General features: G+C 61.8%; 13 protein-coding genes and 1 tRNA gene. 6 read left to right on the top strand and 8 right to left on the bottom strand.

Translation table 11 applies throughout. The features are described from left to right. Window positions 1–2 precede the first annotated feature (2 nt). Together HG800_RS21820 and HG800_RS21815 are read left to right on the top strand one after the other, a co-directional pair. Window positions 3–1,142, top strand: a complete 1,140-nt coding sequence (locus tag HG800_RS21820) for a bifunctional 2-methylcitrate synthase/citrate synthase (RefSeq protein ID WP_169979489.1) — start codon at window positions 3–5, stop codon at window positions 1,140–1,142. 70 nt (window positions 1,143–1,212) lie between these two features. Continuing rightward, complete coding sequence (locus tag HG800_RS21815) at window positions 1,213–2,454, top strand: aldo/keto reductase (RefSeq protein WP_169979487.1); 1,242 nt, start codon at window positions 1,213–1,215, stop codon at window positions 2,452–2,454. A 136-nt stretch (window positions 2,455–2,590) separates the two neighbouring features. Here the strand turns inward: HG800_RS21815 and HG800_RS28290 are convergent, their stop codons facing one another. From HG800_RS28290 to HG800_RS21775, 8 genes are all read right to left on the bottom strand, one after another. Next, window positions 2,591–3,973, bottom strand: a complete 1,383-nt coding sequence (locus tag HG800_RS28290; protein ID WP_169979485.1) for a tyrosine-type recombinase/integrase — start codon at window positions 3,971–3,973, stop codon at window positions 2,591–2,593. Between the two features lie 293 nt (window positions 3,974–4,266). After that, window positions 4,267–5,475 (bottom strand): CHC2 zinc finger domain-containing protein, encoded by a 1,209-nt coding sequence (locus HG800_RS21805; RefSeq protein ID WP_169979483.1) that lies wholly within the window; start codon window positions 5,473–5,475, stop codon window positions 4,267–4,269. Between the two features lie 109 nt (window positions 5,476–5,584). Continuing rightward, entirely contained in the window at window positions 5,585–7,294 is a 1,710-nt protein-coding gene (locus HG800_RS21800) for a DUF3987 domain-containing protein (RefSeq protein ID WP_169979481.1), read from the bottom strand. Continuing rightward, window positions 7,291–7,530 carry a hypothetical protein gene (locus HG800_RS21795; protein ID WP_169979478.1) on the bottom strand — a complete coding sequence of 80 codons (240 nt, stop codon included), beginning with the start codon at window positions 7,528–7,530 and terminating at the stop codon, window positions 7,291–7,293. The genes HG800_RS21800 and HG800_RS21795 overlap by 4 nt, the downstream gene beginning before the upstream one ends. Beyond that, the gene (locus HG800_RS21790; RefSeq protein ID WP_169979476.1) at window positions 7,527–7,784 is read right to left on the bottom strand and encodes a helix-turn-helix transcriptional regulator; all 258 of its coding nucleotides are present in this window, start codon (window positions 7,782–7,784) and stop codon (window positions 7,527–7,529) included. Before HG800_RS21790 ends, HG800_RS21795 begins: the two co-directional genes overlap by 4 nt. Then, complete coding sequence (locus tag HG800_RS21785; RefSeq protein ID WP_169979475.1) at window positions 7,781–7,975, bottom strand: hypothetical protein; 195 nt, start codon at window positions 7,973–7,975, stop codon at window positions 7,781–7,783. Before HG800_RS21785 ends, HG800_RS21790 begins: the two co-directional genes overlap by 4 nt. Window positions 7,976–8,089: 114 nt before the next feature. Beyond that, on the bottom strand, window positions 8,090–9,157 hold the full coding sequence (locus tag HG800_RS21780) for a hypothetical protein (RefSeq protein ID WP_169979473.1): 1,068 nt from the start codon (window positions 9,155–9,157) through the stop codon (window positions 8,090–8,092). Window positions 9,158–10,023: 866 nt separating this feature from the next. After that, window positions 10,024–10,095, bottom strand: a tRNA-Cys gene (locus HG800_RS21775). Between the two features lie 259 nt (window positions 10,096–10,354). On the opposite strand from HG800_RS21775, the gene HG800_RS21770 reads away from it, so the two are divergent. From HG800_RS21770 to HG800_RS21755, 4 genes are all read left to right on the top strand, one after another. Beyond that, window positions 10,355–11,215 (top strand): prephenate dehydrogenase, encoded by an 861-nt coding sequence (locus HG800_RS21770; RefSeq protein WP_206352390.1) that lies wholly within the window; start codon window positions 10,355–10,357, stop codon window positions 11,213–11,215. Between the two features lie 540 nt (window positions 11,216–11,755). After that, entirely contained in the window at window positions 11,756–13,993 is a 2,238-nt protein-coding gene (locus HG800_RS21765; RefSeq protein ID WP_169979471.1) for a tetratricopeptide repeat protein, read from the top strand. A 153-nt stretch (window positions 13,994–14,146) separates the two neighbouring features. Next, window positions 14,147–14,887, top strand: a complete 741-nt coding sequence (locus HG800_RS21760) for a YebC/PmpR family DNA-binding transcriptional regulator (protein ID WP_169979469.1) — start codon at window positions 14,147–14,149, stop codon at window positions 14,885–14,887. 81 nt (window positions 14,888–14,968) lie between these two features. Further along, the gene (locus HG800_RS21755; protein WP_169979467.1) at window positions 14,969–16,138 is read left to right on the top strand and encodes an LL-diaminopimelate aminotransferase; all 1,170 of its coding nucleotides are present in this window, start codon (window positions 14,969–14,971) and stop codon (window positions 16,136–16,138) included. Window positions 16,139–16,140 lie beyond the last annotated feature (2 nt).

Here is a 16,140-nt window from a genome sequence, read left to right as displayed (position 1 = left end):
TTATGAACGGTGACACGTTCCGGGCGAAGAAGGGACTTGAGGGAGTTATCTTTGACGAAACGGCGATCTCGGAGGTGATTCCCGAACGACAAACCTTGCTCTATCGGGGTTATCCCGTCGCGGATCTTGCCGAGCACTGTCGTTTCGAGGAAGTTGCTTACCTGCTGCTGCACGGTGAGCTTCCTGACACAACAGCGATCAAAGTCTTTACCGAGTTCGAACGTCATCATCGAGCGATTGACGAGGGAACACTCGCAGTCTTGCGATCGGCCCCAGCAGGTCATCATCCGATGGACTCGCTGCGAACCGCAGTGAGTTTCTTGAGCATGACGGAACCATTCTCGGGCGCGGAGGATCCCCCGGGGTTACTCCGAAAATCGATTCTCTTTTATGCGAAGCTTCCCACAATCGTTGCGGCCGATTACCGCATTCGTCAGGGCAAGAACCCGATTCCACCCCAATCAGATCTGTCCGCAGCCGAGAATTTCTTCTTGATGTGCTTCGAACAGGTTCCCCATCCGGACCTTGTCAAGGCACTCGACGCCTCCTTGACGCTTTATGCCGAGCACGGCTTCAACGCGTCAAGCTTTACGGCCCGAGTGGTTGCCTCCTCGCTGTCCGATCTCGGATCCGCGATCACCGCAGCAATCGGATCGCTGAAGGGCCCCTTACACGGTGGAGCCAATGAAGCGGTGATGGAGATGCTCGCCGAGATTGGAACCCCGGATCGGGCTCGAGACTGGGTCCTCAAGGCCCTTGCCGAACGTCGCAAAATCATGGGGTTTGGCCATCGAGTCTACCGCCTTGGCGACTCCCGGGTCCCCACCATGAAGATCTACCGCGACCGAGTCGCGGAGGCCACGGGCGATTCACGATGGATCGCGATCTCCCACATTGTCGAACAGACCGTTCACGACGAGAAAGGAATCCCCGCGAACCTTGATTTCCCTGCCGGTCCGACCTACGCTTTGCTCGGTTTTGACATTCCAATGTTTACACCCATTTTTGCGATGGCCCGTGTCACCGGGTGGTGCGCCCACGTCATGGAACAGCTCTCGGGGAATCGGATTGTACGCCCCTTGAGCACGTACATCGGTCCGGAAGAACGCCGGGTGATTCCCCTGGAGCACCGATCCTCCTGATCAATGCCTTGCCATTTTCACCGTTGACTTTGACTCCCATCCCCATTCCAAGTACAGGGATTATTGTTCGATGGAACAGGACCTCACTCACTCCACCGACCGTCGGACCTTCCTCCAGGCGGGTGCCCTGGCATCTGCCGCAGTGGTGGGCTCCACCTCGGGAACACGATCTCAAGAGGTGGCAGCCCCTGCAGAGGCAGCAATTCCTCGACGTAAGCTTGGGAATACAGGGGTCGAGGTTACCATCCTCGACCAGGGAGCAATCCGAGGTCCCAGCTACGATCGTCTTCTTCGTTTCGCCTTCGCCAGTGGTATTCGCATGTTCGACACAGCTCGGGTATATGGAACCGAAGGAAACTTAAAACGCTGGTTCGAACAAGCTCCGGAAGTGCGCAAGGAGATCTTCCTCGTTACCAAGGATACGCCCCGTTCTCCGAAGGATCTGATTGACCAGCTTGACCGTCGACTTGAGGCGCTTGGGACCGACTTCATCGATCTCTTTTTTATCCACGGCCTGGGAGATGATCACTCGCTCGATGACGCCATCAACATGGTTTCCAGTCAGGAATTCAAGGAAACCGCCGAGACGATCCGTAAGTCCGGGAAAGCCCGATTCGTTGGCTTCTCCACCCACCACAAGGACCGTCCTCAGATCCTGCAGGCTGCCGCCAAGGCCGGACTCGTCGATGCAATTATGTTGCAGTACCGTCCCTGGCTCGATCAGGATACTCCGTTAAACCGAGCCCTCGACGCTTGCTGGGAGAAAGGAATCGGCCTGATCTCGATGAAGCAGATTGCCGGTCAACTCTACGGCGATGCGCCGCAAGGCAACATCCTTGATGATGTCGTTCAGCGTGTTCCCGTCCTCAAAGAGCGAAACCTCACGCCCTTCCAGGGACTCCTGCACGCGATCTGGAGTGATGAACGCATCAGCAGTATTTGTTGCTCAATGCGCAATACGGAGCAAATCCGCGAAAATGTGGATGCGGCCCACCGCTTCGAACCGCTCGAAACCGCCGACATCAACCGCTTGCGAGACGCGACCCTTGCTCATGGTCCGACGCTCTGCGCGAACTGTGACGGCCGATGCTCTCTTGCCGCCGGCACCCGGGCTGCTCTGGGCGATTTGACCCGCTTCCTCACCTATTCACGGCACCTTGGAGACCGCTTCGAAGCTCGTCGCCAGTATGCCCGTCTCTCCTCGGAAGCCCGAGACTGGTCCGACGCCGACCTCGCTGCCGCCCAGGCCGCCTGCCCGGAACATCTCGACTTTGCCCGCCTACTCCCTGAAATCGAACGGCACCTGGCCTGATTCCGTCAAGGCGACACTCTGAGACTTTATGGGAGTTGAGCATCACCACCATCCCAGGAACCCTCCTTACTAACCGTACCAGAACAATAAACCTGGGGTGAATTCATCACCTCGGGTTCTCCCAATAGCATTGTGTTCACAAAGAGGCGCCGCCCGGATTCGAACCGGGGAATAACGGATTTGCAATCCGTTCACAGCTTGACGCAACTAATTGCAGTGTATGGGAGTTGTGGACGCTCACTTCCTCGTGGGTAGCATTCTGGGTAGCAGTCTCCACCGGGCGGCCATCGGTTCCGGTTGCTTGGGCGGCCTCGGTGCGCGGGGGCGTGGTCAGGTCAGGGAGGGCGTCCAGGGCGGCCGTCTGATCGTGAATGGCGACGTGGGCGTAGCGGCCGATCGTCAGGACGGGGCTGGCGTGTCGGGCCAGGGTTTGCGCGGTCTTGACGGACGCTCCACCCCGGACGATCGCGGTGATGTAGGTTGCTCGCAGGCTATGGAAGTCGGCCACCCGTCCCGAGGCGTCCCGATAGTCGATCCCGGCTTCGGCCAGATCGGCGCGGAGCATGGCGGCCGTCTTCAGCTTCGGCATGGTATCGAACACCGGGCGGCCGGGGGGCCTGGAAGCGATCCAGGGGCGCAGGATCGCGGCCAGAGCGTTCGTGATGGGCTGCTCCGCCTTGCGGCGGTTCTTCGCATAGGCGGCCTCACAGACGATCACAGGCGGGTCAGAATCGAGTCGGAACCCTTCCGGGGTCAGGCTGCGAAGCTCCCCGGCCCGGAACCCGGTCCCGAGGGCCACCCGGTAGAGCATGGCACGATCGCGGCCGGTCATCCCTCCCACGAGGCCCCCACGTTCGGCGGCCTGGATCAGGGCGACGGCTTCGGCCTCGGATAGCGCCCGACGCTCGTGGCGCCGATCCGATTCGGCACTCATCAGGGAGAGGGGGGCCAGGGCGTCATCCCTGATCCGGCGGGCCACCTTCCACAGCCATCGGGAGAATCCCTTGGCGGCCCGAAGATGGGCGTTGATCGTCTCGGTTGATCGTCCCTCGGTTCGCAGGACAGCCAGGGCGGCTTGAACCCGATCGGCGGAGATGTCCGACAATCGAGCCGATTCGAGATGTCGGGCCAGGCGTTCATCGGCCAGCGCTCGGGCCTTCCGCGCCGCATTCGGGGCTTCGATGTCGGCCAGCTTCGCACCCATCGACAGGGCCAGGAGTCGGGCGGCTCGGGGCCAAGTCAGATCGGCATGCTTGCTCGTGTTTCCCTTGGCGGTCAGGTGGGCGCGGAAGTCGGCCAGGTGATCGACGAGGGGCCGGGCCTCGTGATCGCGGCGGGCCTCGTCGCGGGCGTCGATCACCCCTTCCTTGCGAAGCAGAACGCGGTTCTCCAGATCCCGAGCAATCCGTTCCGTCACCGTCTTGTCCGTCGCTCCGATCACCTTGCGGCGGCGGCCGTTCTCGTCGAAATACAGGATGACGTATTTCTTCCGGCCGCTCGGCTTGAAGATGCTGGCCACGATCATTCCCCCCTACGTTTGTAGCCGATTGTGCAGATCGGCTTGTCGCATGCTGGCGCATACAGACGTGATAAGTCAGGATGATACGGCTTCAGTCGGTTTGGTGCAATGGAACGGGTCACCTGGCGGAGCATCCAGCCAATCGAGGAATCGAGACGAACAATCCCCGCAGAGGTCCACACCCTCGGATCGGGGGCCTCGGGTCAGGTTGCCAGCCAGAACGGACAGGTGATTGCGTCCGGGGTCGATCGTGCAATCTGCTCCGCACCGATCGCAGGTGTAGGCGGTCGTCTTCACGGCTGCTCCCCCTTCTCCCGGCAGCGGGCTTCGGCTTCGGCCAGGTCATCAGGGTCATCGAAGGTGAACCCGTTGGCGATGGCATCCAGGCACGTTTCGGTGGCGTCGATCGACTCGGCTTCGGCCAGTTCCTCCCACGAGGGCGGAGTCATGACCAGCGGGGCCAGGTGGTAGGCGACTCTCCCAGATCCGGCGGCGTGGGCGTCGGTCCAATCCTTCCCAGGTCCGGGGGGCCTTGCTCGTCGGCATCGGCCGGGGGCCAGCTCCACCCAGGCATCGGCCAGCCGATCCCCGGCCTCGTCGGCATCGGTGGCGATGATCCAGACCGGAGCAGGGAGCAGACGGGCCACCGTCGCACGATCGGGCCGGTTGCTGGCCGATCCGGTGGTGACCACCCCACACGTCAGGTGGGCGGTTTGCTGCGAGACGAGCAAGGCGTCTAGCTCCCCCTCTGTCACGATCACCGGGCGGCCGGGCAGGATCGGAGCAGCGACGTACAGGGAGGGATTGTGCCTGTAGACTTCGGCGTACTTCGGTTTCCGTCCCTCGGGCTGGCGAACCTTGATCAGCGACAACCTGTTCTGCTCCACCCAGGGAATCACGATCCCCGAGGCCCGGTAGGGGCGTCCGTCCCTCGTCGTGGCCTGAACGCTGGGATCGAACCCGAGGCGGGCCGCGCGGATCGCCTCGTCATCCAGACCACGGGATCGCAGGTCATCCAGGGCATCGGCTCCAGAACGGCTCCAGAGACGATCAGAGGCTTCGGCCACGAGTCGATCGGCCTCGTCGGCGGTCATCCCCTCGGGGCCGCTCGGGGGCCTTGGGGGGGCTTTCGGCTTGCTTCGTATCACTGCTCTATCACTGCTCCAGTGATACGGGATTGCTCCCCCTGCGAAGTCGGCCAGCCACTTCACGGCCTCGGGGAAGGAACACGATCGAACCAGCATCACGAGGTTCGCAGCGTCCCCCCGTTCGTTGCATCCGTAGCACTTCCAGAACGGCTTGCTCGGGTCGATGGCGAAGCTCGGGTTCTGGTCATCGTGGAACGGGCAGGGCCACCACAACCGGCGGCCGCGTTCGCCTCGTCGGCCGGGGGCCTCTCCCATCAAGGCGGTGGCGACGGCGGCCAGGTCGATCCGGTCCCGAAGCTCCTGCCAGTCGATCCGGCCTCGGGGCGGGCCGGTTGCGGTCATCGTCCAGATCATCGGCGGGGTTCCCCTACTCTAGGAATCACCCGACATACCCGACAAAAACGACAGAATGGTGGGTCGGTCGGGTATTTCGTCAATTTCGTCGGGTATGTCGGGCAGTCCCTTAGCAGCGTCGAAGGTGTCGGAACCGTGGGGAAGCATGGATCGCGGGGTTCACGTCGAAGGCGGGGCCGGGCTTGCGGCCTCGTCGATGCTGCTCCCCCTCGGGCAGGGAGCAGGGCCGGATGATGTTGTGCCGAACGAGCCAATCCAGGGCATCGGCCAGGGCGGCGTCATTGTCGTGGAACCGGGGGATGTTCCGGTCGATGTCTCGTGTTGAGAATCGGGCCAGATCGTTCCGCAGCACCCACCGGACGATCGCCCGGACATCCGATCCGCCTTGCTCCGCCTTGCCACCCATCGCGGCGTAGGTTCGGCGGGCGTGGCTCTTGAAGTAGACGAGTAGATCGGCGGCGGCGTCGATGACGGCCTCGGGCAGGTCGGGCGGATCGGCCGGGGCGGGCCTCGTCGGATCGCTCGACAGGTCCGTCAGGTGAAGGATGAGGGCCAGGCGACCGGCGTAGGCTTCCAGCTTCCCCCAGCACCCTTCCAGGGCATCATCGAAGTCGTCGGCCTCGTGTTCGGCCAGGTGGGCATTCATCAGGGCCACCCATGCCTTGCGGGCCTCGGGCGTCATGCCGACAACGTGGGCTTGATCGCGGCCGTTGACGGATCGCATCTCACGAGCCCAGAGACTTCGGATGAGGTTTGCCCAGTCGGTCGCAACATCCTCGGGAATGCCTCGTTCGGAATAGCGGCGTCTGGGCACCGGATCGGGGAAGGCGAACAAGAGCCGGGCCAAGAACCCGTCATCGCGGCCCTTCCCTTCGGGCAGGGTCGAAAGCATGTCGGGCGTCATCCCACCGATGACGGTCAGGAACGGATGAGGAACGACGATCGGCCCATCCATGTGTTTCTGCCGATCGACTTGAACCGGTTCCCCGGCCCATGCCGACAGGTAGAACGGACGATCGCCACCCTTGCCACCCTTGTATTGATCCATCGACAACACCCACTTCGTCATCTCGTCGGGCAGGACGGTCATCCCGCGTGGGTTGTCGGCCAGGATCGGCCCGAGGGCTTCGGTCGTGCAATCACTGGAAGCGAGACGACGTAACCGGGGCTTCGGGCCTCGTTCTTTCGGGTCATCCGCCTCCCAGGCTTCAAGCTCGCGTTGCCACTCCTGATGAAGCTCGTGGGCGATTGCCCAAAGGGGCGACGTTGCGGCCCGAAGGGCAGGCGACTTGCCGATCGACGGCCCCCCCACGAGGGCCGCATAGACCGATGCCGATGCGAAGTATCCCGCCTTGATCCGCAGTCGGGCCGATTGGCCGATGATCCCCGAGGCAACGGCCAGGCACGCGACGGCGGGGAAATCCACCGGGCATCCGATCGACTCCGCAGCGGCTTCGGCCAGGTCGCGGGCCGGATCGGGCAGGACGTGCAAGGGAAACGGCTCGACACTCGGGAGCGTTCCGAACCGGATCGGCCCCCAGTCGGTTCCCTCGTCGGGCTGCTCCTGCTCCTGCTCCGCCTCGGGCATCGGCCCGTTCAGATCGACGGCCAGGATCGACCGTAGCACTTCATCCCGATCGTCTCGGGCGGCCAGAAAGGCATCCAGGGCCGGTTGACGGGTATCGACGGCCAATCCTGCCAGATGATCGGCGATCCCTCGCAGGGGGCCACCCAGGGCGTCAAGCTCCCCGTTCACTTCCAGGCCAGCGACGAGGCGGCCGATGATCCAGGCGGCCGGGGGCGTGATGGGGCAGCTCATGCTCCACCCCCCTTCAAGACTTCGGCCAGGATCACCCCGAGGCCTTTGCATTCGGAGGGGTCGAACAACGGGCCATCGGCCCCGAGGAAGACGGTCAGGGAGTAATCCCCGAGGCCTTCCAGGTTCACGGCCAGGAATGCCAGCTCCGCCGGGGCGATTCCGGCCAGGCGGGCGGCCTCGGGCAGGGGGACGGGCCGGAACCCGTCGATCCCCGATCCATCGCGGGGGCTGCTCATGCTCCACCCCCTTCGATCCAGGCACGAATCGTCTCGACAGACCAGAGCGATACCTTGCCGATCTTCCGATCGGGCTTCGGGAATCGTCCGGCCGATCGCTCGCGTTCGATCGTGCGACGAGAAACGCCGATCGCTTCGGCGACTTCATCCAATCGCAGGGCCAGGCGATCGACGGGAGGCCTCGTGGGGGCCTCGAACCTCGTGTCGGCCTCGGGCATCGTGAGGGCTTCGGGCAGTTCGGGGCGTTTCATCATCGCACCCCCCGGCCGTTGGCCTTGTGGGGGGCGGTTTGCTCATTCAGACGTTCGCAGAATTGACGATCCTGCTCCGCCTTCTCTGCCAGGCGAAGCAAGGCCCGAAGGCGGCGGGCTTCCCGGACGTTCCGCGCCAACTTCGCACGGATCACCGGGGGCGGTGGGATCAATTCGCGTTCAGTGTCGCTCATATGTTTGGCCTCCAGACGGTTCGTTTTCCGTCTGGGGGCAATCATGGGCGAGCGTGGAAACTTCCCGGAAACGTCTGGGAAACTTCTCGTCTACTTATTGGAAACGCGGGCCAGTTACCAGGTTTCCTTCCAGATCCGACCACCCGATAGGCGGTATCGCACAGAGCAGCCAAGCGCTTCCGAAGCGCGATTGACTCTACCGATGTTCACAGAGATGCACTTGTCGGTCGCTTCACTGTCCCCATGAACCGCGTGGCCAACGTCCGAAAGATCGGCGGTGTCCCTTCCTCGCATGAACGCCACGAGGGCCGCTTGGGTAGGCTTCCCATCCCGTCGAAGGTCGTTCTCCAGATCATCCTCGTCGGGCGGAGCAGCGACGGCCAGGGCGGGGCTTCCAGCCTGCTTGCAGGGAACCGGCGGCCCGAGGCGGGCGGGTTCGTCACCTGCTCTATCACCTGCTCCCAGGTGGGAATCAGGTTCCGAGGCCTCGGGCTTCACGGCGGCCTGGATGACTTCGGCGGCCCGATGGATTCGGACTTGTCGCTCCACCCGGTCGTCTTGCGGTTCATCGCGCCAAGGGGCCTTGGAACCGAAGTAGGGCGTGCTGGCCCATACGCGACGGCTTTCCTTCCAGGCGATCACCAGATCCGGGGCGTCGGGATGGCCAAGGCGGCGGCCGGTTTCGGCAAGCTCGGCGATCACTTCGGCCGTTGCGGCTTCGCACCCGAGACGGCGGCCGGTTTCGGCCAGGTCGTCAATCCATTCGGGTAGCTCCCTGATGTCCGTTGCGGCCTCTTGCCTGGCGATCGCCACTTCCAGCATGGGCCGCTCGGCTTGCTGATGCCAGGCGGCCTTCCCGGCCTTCATCCAGGCATCGCGGGCCTCGGGGCCTTCCAGGATCGGCCCCCACCCCCACCGATCGGCGACGGCGTGGGCCTCGTCTCGGATGTTGGCAACGGCCAGGCGAACCCGGCGGGGCCAGACGGCCGGGTCGATCCCTTGCAGGCCATCCAGGGCGTCAACCAAGGCCCCGAGGGTTTCGGCCAGGGGTTCCTCATACTCCCAGGCGAGCACGGCCCCCGAAACACCGTCCCGATCGAACGAGTCATAAACTCGATTCCACTGATGACAGAAACCCAGGGCCGCATCGGACAAGGCCCGCAGTTCTTCACGTCCGGTCATCCTGTCCCCCTACGTTGAACCGGGCCACCCCGAGGCGACGGACGGCGTAGGGGAATCCGTCCGTCACCCCGAGGCGTTCGGCCCGTCCGCTTGCAAGTCGGCGGGCCTACCCGTGTTCAAGAGCATACCACGGAACGGGCGGTCAGGTCAGGCCGGATTCTACTGCTCGATCTACTGCTTGCAGGGGCGATGTCCACTGCTCCCCCCACTGCTTGCAGAGCAACGGCGGGCCTTGCTTTCACTGTTCTTTCACTGATAAACAGTGAAAGGCGTCGGCCCGTTTCTGGGCTCACTCAGGGATCACACGGGACCGATTCCCCGGAAGTTGTGTGTCGTTCTCGGACATCGGCGTCCGATTTTGCGTGATTCCAGAACGGTTTCGCGTGATTCCAGGGGGCCGCGTTCGGTGCTTGCACCGGACACTCGCGTCCCCTTTTTGGGTGTCCGCTCGATTCCATTTTTTGGGTGTGCAGTCAGGAACCCATCCATCGGCCAAGGGGCCAAAAATCGGATGGATTTGTCCGCGTGCCGATGGGGACGTGCTGGATTCTTTGGTCCCCCAAAATCTCGACCCACCCCCTCCCCTCGGGCTCGTCACTTTGACGCTCGCACCATTGCCAGGATGCCAGCCTTCACGGCCTCGGGCAGCGACTCCCACGAGGCGATCACTTCGGCCAGGTCAGGGGCCGGACTGGTAGCAGAGTGGGTAGCAGAATGGGTAGCATTTTGGGTAGCACTCAGGGGACGTTTCGAGTCGTTTCGGGTCGTTCCCCGTCGCGTTGCTTGCTTCCCAGGATCGTCGGAGGTGTCGGCGCAAAAGGAAACCCGAGACGGGTTTATTCGTCTCGGGTCGGTCTGAGTCGGAGAGGCGCCGCCCGGATTCGAACCGGGGAATAACGGATTTGCAATCCGCTGCCTTACCACTTGGCTACGGCGCCATCGAGGATCAGAATTCTAGAGAATGATCGGCTCGGCAGCAAGACCCTGGTACGATCAAGTCAAATGGTTCGGACGGTTCGCGGAAATTGAGAAGGCTTGTCGTTCCCGATCAGTTGCTTCACGGTGGGAACCAATCAGTTAGTATGAGCGTGGATTGAGGACGAAGGGTAGAACGTTGATGAAGCGACTGCCCACAGAATACACATCGTCCCGAATTCGGTGAACGTCAGGTCAGTTATTGAGTTCGAGGAGGTTGGATTGCGACAGTTCGGGTCGGTGACGATTGTTGGCGTTGGCCTGATTGGCGGATCAATCGGGCTCGCCTTGCGAAGTCGGGGACTGGCGACTCGGGTGATCGGTCTGGGCCGTGACCGGGAACGACTCGACGAAGCGGAACGGCTTGGAACAATCGACGAGGGAACAACCGAGCTTCAACGAGCCGTTGATCAAGCCGACATTGTCGTCGTCTGCACCCCAACCGACCGGATCGCGGAGGATGTTCGAACCATTGCGACCGCAAGTCGTTCACAGGTCTTGATCACGGACGCCGGCAGCACCAAGCGCAGGATCGTCGAGGCCGTTGAGCGAGACGATCGGGCACGCAGCCTGTTCGTAGGAGCTCATCCTCTTGCAGGATCCGAACGTCGGGGGGCCATCGCGTCGCGAGCAGACTTGTTTGAGGGACGAGTCTGTGCCTTGACGCCGACGAATCGGACTCCTCCGGACCTCCTTCGCCTTGCCGAGTCATTCTGGTCGTCGATCGGTTGCAGAACAGTCAAGCTCGACCCTGATCTCCATGACCAGGCCCTGGCGCGGACGAGTCATCTTCCTCACATCGTTGCCGCAGCGCTCGCTTTGAGCGTCCCGGCCGAGCAGTTATCGCTGGCGGCAGGAGCTTACCGAGACGGGACCAGGGTGGCCGCATCCGATGCCGATCTTTGGGTTGCCATCTTTCTTGAGAACCCCGAACATCTTCAGTCGGCCCTTGAAGACTTCCAGGGATCGCTCGACCGCTTTCGACTCGCCCTTCGACAAGGAGACCGAGAACAACTCCGATCCCTTTGGATGGAAGCCAAGACACTTCGAAGCCAATTCGATCCTTCTCCGCTCCCAAAATAATCCCCGATTCTTGCGTAAATTATCCCGCATACCAGCGAGTTTGCGTTCCTGAGAATCTTCAGCTGGAAGATCCTCTCAAGGAACGATTAGGTTTCGTCGTGCGCCAAGGGCTCTCGAATCAATCCCGGAGTGAGTCGCCAACTGAGGGGAAGAAGCCTCACTTCCATCCGCGATACAGCGATTCCGGGTGATCCTGGAGAGCAATCGAAGATTTGAAGACGTATGTTCAATCCAAAAGAGAGCTTGCGTCAAGAAACGCAGCTCGAGGTTCCCCGATTGCCAGCCTTTCGATGATGACAGGACGTGATGAACCCATGCGTTGCCCCCTCCAAAGAGGTGACTCGTGCGTCGAGAGCCGCGTGCGGACTTGGCAGGGCAGGAGTGGTCGTGCTACGATAAAGTACCTCGATCTGGCAATCAGACCGTAGGGTCTGAGTTCGGAAGTGATGAACTCCCAGATGCAGTATCCGACCCAGGTTCAATGGTCTCCGAGGTTGGTGGCTTCAAGGGACCGGGATCAGTGGAGGATCACCAAGGATCATGATCGGTTTCCACTGCGTCCATGCGCTGGTACTTCTTCTGATGGGTTACTCTTTGCCTCCTGCAATCCAGGCGGGTGAAGAGTCGTCTGGTGTGGTTCAAGGTGGCGGGCAATCGCATCCACTGATTGATCAACCAGAGCTCTTTATTCCGAAAACCCCTCGGACTTCCGAAGATATCGAACAGTTCGACACCCTGCGGCTCTACGCTGCCGGCCGAGCGATGGAAGCTCGTCGCGAGTGGACGGCTGCGGTCGAGCTGTTAGAGCGGGCCAGGGAACTGGAACCCGAATCCGTCGCGATTCTCAGGCGCCTGAGCCGTCTCTACTTTGGACTCGGTGGCGAAGATCGCATTCAAAAAGGGTTGGAGACCGGGCTCGCCGCAATTGAAGCCGAGCCGGAAGATCCCGAAACCATTCGTCGGCTCGTTCGCCATTACCGGACCTCGAACAATGACGAAGCGGCCGAGCAGCTCCTCCGATCGGTGCTCGATAACCCTGAGCTTTCGGACTTTTCCCAGGCTCGCCTCGTCGTCTTGCACGAGCTCGGGCGTCTCTATGCCGATGCCCAGCGATTCGATCAGGCCGTCGAGCCTTTCGCCGAGCTCGTCCAGTTGCTCGACACCCGAGACGCCACCCGATTGACCCCCGCCCAGGTTCAGGACGTCTTTGGCGAGGTCGAGGCCGATGCTTATCGCCGATTCGGAGAAAGCTTCTTCAACGCCGGCCGCTTCGACCTGGCCATTGTGGCGCTCCGTCGCAGTCTCGTGTACGATCCCGACAGTCAACAAACCCCTTTGTACCTGGCTCAAGCATTGCTTCGCGACAATCGGCCCGAGGAAGCACTCAAGCTGCTCGAACCGATTGTCAAGGATCGTCCTCCAGGTCGAGTCACGTTCGATGTACTTGTTCAGGTGCTCACTGTTCTGAATCGTACCGACGAAATTATCCCGAGGCTTGAGCAGGCATCCGAGGGCGATCCCTCGAATTTTCTCCTTCGCTATGCTTTGGCCGAACGCTACGAGGCCGAAGGCCGCCGCGACGATGCTCGGCGCCTCTACCGAACCTTGATCAGCGATCAGCCCGACCCACAGGGTCTGGCCACCCTTGCGCAGACGCTTCGAGAACAAGGAAAGCTCGAGGAGTTGATTCGCCTTTTCGAAACCGCCCGAAACCAGCGAGGTGGCCGAATGGCGATCGAAACTCAACTTCGGTTCATCGGGACCGATCCGGAACTGGCTGGTGAAATTCTCGAAGCCGGAATTGCGCTGTTACAAGAAAATCCCCCCAGGCTCGGTCCAGAAAGCATCGAGATCCTTTCGGAAATCGCTTCCCGATCCGACCGTCTTGAGGAGCGCGTCGTACTGGACCGGTTGAGTCTTGACCAGGATCCGTCTCCCCAAAATCATCTCGAACTCGCGGATTCGCTGGTGGCCGCTGGAGAACCTGGCGAAGCCGTCGATACCTTCCAGCAACTTCTCCAGCGCTACCCCGAACTGCAGAACGAGCCCCAGCTCCTCGCCCGGATGGCGGAATTGCAATTCGACGCGGGTCGGATTGAGCAGGCGCTGGAAAGCGGCCGGAAGATCCTGGAACGCCAGCCGAACGACCTGCCGATGATCCAGCTTGTGGGATATGCCTTGCAACGGCTGAAACGGTTCGAGGAAGCCCTGGCTCTGTACAAGGACATCCCTGATCGCTTCGCCGGCAATCCTGAGGCGATTCGCCTCTCCAAAATCTGGACGGCCAACGCTCTCGCCTCCGCTGATCGATTCGAGGAGGGTGAGCAGATTCTCCTGGAATTACTTGAGGAACAGCCGGATGATCCCTGGTTGAATAACGATCTGGGCTATCTCTGGGCGGAACGCGGCATCAACCTGGACCGCGCCGAGGAGTTGATTCGCAAGGCGGTTGATGCCGACCCGTCAAACAGCGCTTATCTCGATAGCCTCGGGTGGGTTCTCTACAAACAGGGTCGTCCCGAAGACGCGATCACTCACCTCGAAGAGGCAGTTCGCCTGAGACCTTCGGCCGTGAATCTCGACCACCTAGGCGATGTGTATTTTGTGCTTGATCGTCGCAACGATGCCCGAGATGCCTGGAAACGAGCCGAGACACTGGCAGAAGATGCCGACCCTCCCGACCCCACTCTGGAATCGATCCGGGAAAAGCTTCAGGCCCTCGGCGACGATGAGCCTCCTCCACGTTCGGATGGCAACGCCGACGCGATCAACCCCTGAGTGGTCCTCCTCATCCTCCCGAACCCTTGACGATCCACCACCCGTCCAGGGAACCGCCCGAGCTCTGTGGCGATCGGCCGATGATCCCACCCTGGCTCCATGCCTGGTTTCTCTGTCCCGGTGGTTCGTCCGATCCTGGAGCCCGATACCGAGATGGCTGGTCACTCCCACGCCGCGAACGTTGCAGCCCGAAAAAATGCCGTCGATGCGAAGCGAGGCAAGCTCTTCAGCAAGCTCTGCCGAGCCATCTATGTAGCCGCCCGCACCGGTGGTCCCGATCCGGTCACAAATCTCCGCCTCCGTTACGCAATCGACAAGGCCAAGTCTGTCAGCTGTCCCAAGGACAACATCGAACGCTCGATCAAGAAGGCCACCGGCGAGCTCGGAGCCGAAAACTACGAAGAGGTCGTCTACGAAGGCTATGGCCCTGGTGGTGTGGCCGTCCTCTGTGAAATCCTGACCGACAACCGGAACCGCACGGCTGGAGAGGTCCGTCGCGCGTTCGACATCTGCGGCGGGAACCTTGGCTCGACCGGCTGCGTCAGCTATCTGTTCGATTACAAGGGACTCTTCCTCGTCGAGGCCACGAAGGTCGAAGAGGATCGGCTCATGGAGATCGTTCTCGAAGCCGGTGCCGATGACCTGAAACGCGATGGCGACTACTACGTCGTCACCAGCGATCCCAAGGCCTTCGATGACGTTCGCAAGGCCCTCGAAGACCACGAGATTCCCACCGAGAGCGCAGAAACAAGCTACCTGCCCCAGACCACCGTCGATCTCGATGTCGAGAACGGCAAGAAGATGCTCAAGCTCCGCGACCTGCTCGACGACAACGACGACGTTCAAAACATCTACAGCAACGAGAATATTCCCGAAGAAGCGATGGCGTCCTGATCGCTTCCCCCCCTGCTCGATTCCTCGCAAACCGTTCGGGGAGCGATGCCTCCCCTCGAACGCCTTCCTCGGAAGACCACGATGCCTGAAACCTTCGTCAAGTCCGAACGGCTTCGCCAGCTCCCTCCCTACCTCTTCGCCGAGATCGACAAGAAGAAGAAGGCCGCCATCGCTGCCGGTCGCGATGTGATTAATCTCGGCGTCGGCGACCCGGACAAGCCGACTCCCGAACCGATCGTGAAGAGCCTCCAGCAGCACGTCGAGAATCCGAGCTTCCACCAGTACGCGCTCGATCAAGGGTCTCCCGAACTGCGCCGGTCGATCGCCTCGTTCTTCTCACGGCGCTATGGTGTCGCACTCGATCCCGAAACCGAGATTCTCCCGACGATCGGCTCGAAGGAAGCCCTCGCCCACTTCCCGCTCGCGGTGATCAACCCGGGTGATGTGGGGCTGGTTCCTGACCCTCGATACCCCGTGTACCGTTCCGCCGTCCAGTTCGCGGGCGGTGAGCCGTACATCATGCCGCTGGAGCCCGGCCTTGGCTTCCGTCCCGATCTTGACGCTGTTCCGGCCGACGTCTGGAAGCGGGCCAGGTTGATGTTCCTCAACTACCCGAACAACCCGACCGCCGGATCGGCCGATCTCCCCTTCTTCGAGAAGGTGGTCGCCCTGGCCCGTGAGCACAATTTCGTCGTCGCCCAGGACGCCGCCTACTCCGAGGTCTACTTCGACGAACCTCCCCCGAGCATCCTTCAGGTTCCCGGTGCGAAAGAAGTGGCCGTCGAGTTCCACAGCCTCTCGAAAACCTTCAACATGACCGGCTGGCGGGTTGGATTCGCCGTCGGCGGTGCTCCGCTCGTCGCAGCACTCGGGCAGGTGAAGGCCAATAGCGACTCGGGCATCTTCACTGCCGTGCAGATGGCCGCTGTCACGGCACTCGACCAGTACGAAGCGATAACCCCGCCGATCCGGGCTCTCTACAAGGAACGGCGTGATGTGCTCGTGTCCGGGCTGAAACGCCTCGGCTGGGAAGTGCCCACACCGGCCGCGACCTTCTACGTCTGGATCCCCTGCCCTTCCGGCTACGACTCGACGAGCACTTGCTCCAAGTTGCTCGACGAAGCCAATCTCGTGACCACTCCGGGCCTGGGCTTTGGCGATGCTGGTAACGGATTCTTCCGGATGGCGTTGACCGTCGATTCGCCCCGCCTCGAAGAAGCGGTCGCTCGCATCAGCAATCTCACCTTCTGAAC

The sequence above is a fragment of the Tautonia rosea genome (genome assembly GCF_012958305.1).
In the GTDB taxonomy this organism is placed as follows: Bacteria; Planctomycetota; Planctomycetia; order Isosphaerales; family Isosphaeraceae; genus Tautonia; species Tautonia rosea.
Note: the sequence above shows the minus strand (reverse complement) of the source record. Positions and strands in the feature narration are given on the sequence as shown.

What these genes read in the sequence shown, in the direction of transcription:
- HG800_RS21820 (WP_169979489.1), top strand. Translation starts at nt 3, where the DNA reads ATGAACGGTGACACGTTCCGGGCGAAGAAGGGACTTGAGGGAGTTATC.
- HG800_RS21815 (WP_169979487.1), top strand. Translation starts at nt 1,213, where the DNA reads ATGGAACAGGACCTCACTCACTCCACCGACCGTCGGACCTTCCTCCAG.
- HG800_RS21805 (WP_169979483.1), bottom strand. Translation starts at nt 5,475, where the DNA reads ATGATCTGGACGATGACCGCAACCGGCCCGCCCCGAGGCCGGATCGAC.
- HG800_RS21800 (WP_169979481.1), bottom strand. Translation starts at nt 7,294, where the DNA reads ATGAGCTGCCCCATCACGCCCCCGGCCGCCTGGATCATCGGCCGCCTC.
- HG800_RS21795 (WP_169979478.1), bottom strand. Translation starts at nt 7,530, where the DNA reads ATGAGCAGCCCCCGCGATGGATCGGGGATCGACGGGTTCCGGCCCGTC.
- HG800_RS21790 (WP_169979476.1), bottom strand. Translation starts at nt 7,784, where the DNA reads ATGATGAAACGCCCCGAACTGCCCGAAGCCCTCACGATGCCCGAGGCC.
- HG800_RS21785 (WP_169979475.1), bottom strand. Translation starts at nt 7,975, where the DNA reads ATGAGCGACACTGAACGCGAATTGATCCCACCGCCCCCGGTGATCCGT.
- HG800_RS21780 (WP_169979473.1), bottom strand. Translation starts at nt 9,157, where the DNA reads ATGACCGGACGTGAAGAACTGCGGGCCTTGTCCGATGCGGCCCTGGGT.
- HG800_RS21765 (WP_169979471.1), top strand. Translation starts at nt 11,756, where the DNA reads ATGATCGGTTTCCACTGCGTCCATGCGCTGGTACTTCTTCTGATGGGT.
- HG800_RS21760 (WP_169979469.1), top strand. Translation starts at nt 14,147, where the DNA reads ATGGCTGGTCACTCCCACGCCGCGAACGTTGCAGCCCGAAAAAATGCC.
- HG800_RS21755 (WP_169979467.1), top strand. Translation starts at nt 14,969, where the DNA reads ATGCCTGAAACCTTCGTCAAGTCCGAACGGCTTCGCCAGCTCCCTCCC.